This window comes from Streptomyces sp. URMC 126 (genome assembly GCF_051386555.1).
Classification (GTDB): domain Bacteria; phylum Actinomycetota; class Actinomycetes; order Streptomycetales; family Streptomycetaceae; genus Streptomyces.
This window is the reverse complement of record NZ_JBPQTX010000548.1, coordinates 1-2,482: the sequence shown is the minus strand read 5'-3', so window position 1 is coordinate 2,482 and position 2,482 is coordinate 1. Positions and strand designations below refer to the sequence as shown.

Genomic DNA, 2,482 nt, shown 5'->3' with positions numbered 1-2,482 from the left:
GGCGGGGGCCGGGCGGGCGGCGTCCACCTCGGGCAGGGCCCGCCAGTCGACCTTGCCGTTGACGTTGACCGGGATGTCGTCGAGGCGGACCATCCGGGCCGGGACCATGATGCGGATCAGCCGTTCCGCCAGGAACGCCAGCAGCTCGTCCTCGGTGACCTCCGCCCCCGGCTCGGTCGTGTAGTAGCCGACCAGGTGCCGGCCCCCGGCGGTCTCGTCGTCGCCGCGCGCGACGACCGTGCACTTCCGCACGCCCGGGTAGGCGGTGGCGCGCGCCTCGATCTCGCCGGGCTCCACGCGGACGCCGTTCAGCTTGAGCTGGAAGTCGGCGCGCCCCATGAACTCCACTTCGCCGGAGGGCAGGACGCGGGCGAGGTCGCCGGTGCGGTAGAGGCGGGCGTTGCGGCCCAGCGCCCGTTCCTCCTCCGTCCGGAAGGGGTTGGGCAGGAACCGTTCGGCGGTGAGGTCGTCGCGGTTGAGGTAGCCGGGGGCGACGCCGCAGCCGCCGATCCACAGCTCGCCGATGGCGCCGACGGGGAGCTGCTTGAGGTTCTGGCTGAGTACGTACCACTTCACGTTGCGGACCGGCCGGCCGATGCTGCGGTCCCGGCGCTCGGTCACGCCCGGGGCGAACTCCTTGACGGCGGTGACGAACGCCGCCTCCGTGAACGCGTACTCGTTGATCACCCGGCCGGGGAACGTCCGGCGGAGCCTGCGCAGCCCGGCCGCCGTCAGCTCCTCGCCGACCAGCAGCAGCTTCTTCAGGCTCGGGCAGCGGCGCAGGTCGAAGTGCTGGAGCACCGAGCCGGTGCCGTTGAGGTACGTCACCCCGTGCCGCGCGATGTAGGCCGGGAACAGGTCGGGGTCCAGCCGGACCTCCTCCGGTACGACCACCAGCGTCTGCCCGTTGACGAGCGCGATCAGGGTCTGCCTGAGATGCGGCTCGAAGACGTACGAGGCGAAGAGCGCGACGCGCTCCTCGCCGGGGCGCAGCATGTCGTAGCGCTCGGAGAGGTCCGTGATGCTGTTGACGACGCTCTCGTGGTACTTGGGGACGCCCTTCGGGACGCCGGTGGTGCCCGAGGTGTACGTGACGTACGCGAGGTCGCCGGCGTCCCGGGGCGGCCGGGGGACGTTCCGTGGCGCGGTGGCCTCGGCGCTGTCGTCCAGGACGGTCTCGATCTCGACGAGGCGGACGTCCGCGTGCTCGGGGCCGAGCGTCTCCCGGAGGCGTGCCGCGTGGTGCCGGTTGGTGACGACGACGCCGAGGCCGGTGTCCCGGACGGCGAAGCGGACGCGGTCGGCCGGGTAGCCGGGGTCGATCGGCACATAGGCCGCGCCGGCCTTCCAGATCCCGAGGGTGGCGACGACGCCGAGGTCGCTCTTGTCGAGGTACAGCCCGACGAGCTCGCCCGGCCGGACCGCCGGGTCGGAGCCGAGCAGCCGGTCGGCGAGCAGGTCGGCGCGGGCGCCGATCTCGCGGTAGGTGACCCGGGTGTCGCCGAAGACGACGGCCTCGTGGTCGGGCCACCGCCGGATCGCCTCGTCGACGAGGTCGTCGAGCCGCTTGCCGGCCGGGAAGTCGCCGTCGGTGTCGTTCCACCGGCGCAGCCGCTCGCGCTGTTCCGGCGAGACCAGTTCGATGTCGGCGACGGTCCGTTCGGGTCCGTGGAGGTACTGGCCGCACACCTCGCGCACCACGTCGAGCACGCCGCTGATCGTCGGGCCCTCGAACAGGTCCCCCGCGTACGCGAGTGTCCACCGCAGGTCGTCGCCGGTGTCGCGGACGACGAGGGTGAGCGGGGACGCGGGCAGCTCGGCGAGGGGCAGTTCGCGGTCCGCGAGCACCAGGTGGGCGTCGAACAGGCCGTGGCCCAGCACCTCGTCCGGGGCCAGGAAGGCGCCCTTCCGGCCCAGTTCCGCGTCGAGCGCGCGGACGGCCGCGTGCCGGCCGAGCCGGGCCTGCTCCTCGTGGTCGACGATGACGGGGAGGACGCGGGCCCCGCGCGGGCCCTCGGGCCCGGTGGCGTCGACGAACGCCGTGACCGTCCGGCTCCCGTGCCCGTACGCGCGCATGACGCTGTGCAGCGTGGCGAGCGCGAACGCGGCGGCGGACGGGCCGCCGTCCCGCCGTACCGCGCGCAGTGCGGCGAAGTCCGCTCCGCCGAGGGTCAGTTCCCGGCTGTCCGTGGCCCGGACGGCGGGGTCGTCGTCCCGGACGGCGATCCTGTTGCGCCACTCGTCCTTGAGGAGCATTTCCAGGTCGCAGCGCTCGTTCGACACTGCTGCGACGCGGGCGGACCATTCCGCGGCGGTCGTCGGGTACGGGGCTGACTTCATCCGTGGGCTCTCCGTCGTGCCAGGAGGTGTGCGGCGCGCGGGCGGGGGGCCAGGGGCCGCCGCCGGGCCGCGGGGTCAGAGAACGGGGCGCGCGGGACGTCCGTCGCGCGGGCGCACGCCGCCGGGGCGCGCCGTGGAGCGA

At 74.0% G+C, this 2,482-nt stretch carries 1 protein-coding gene; it reads right to left on the bottom strand.

Annotation, left to right across the window (positions count from 1 at the left end; all coding sequences use genetic code 11):
* A partial coding sequence (locus ACSNOK_RS32560; protein WP_436784394.1) for an amino acid adenylation domain-containing protein occupies window positions 1-2,340 on the bottom strand: 2,340 nt, incomplete at its 3' end.
* Window positions 2,341-2,482: the final 142 nt, after the last annotated feature.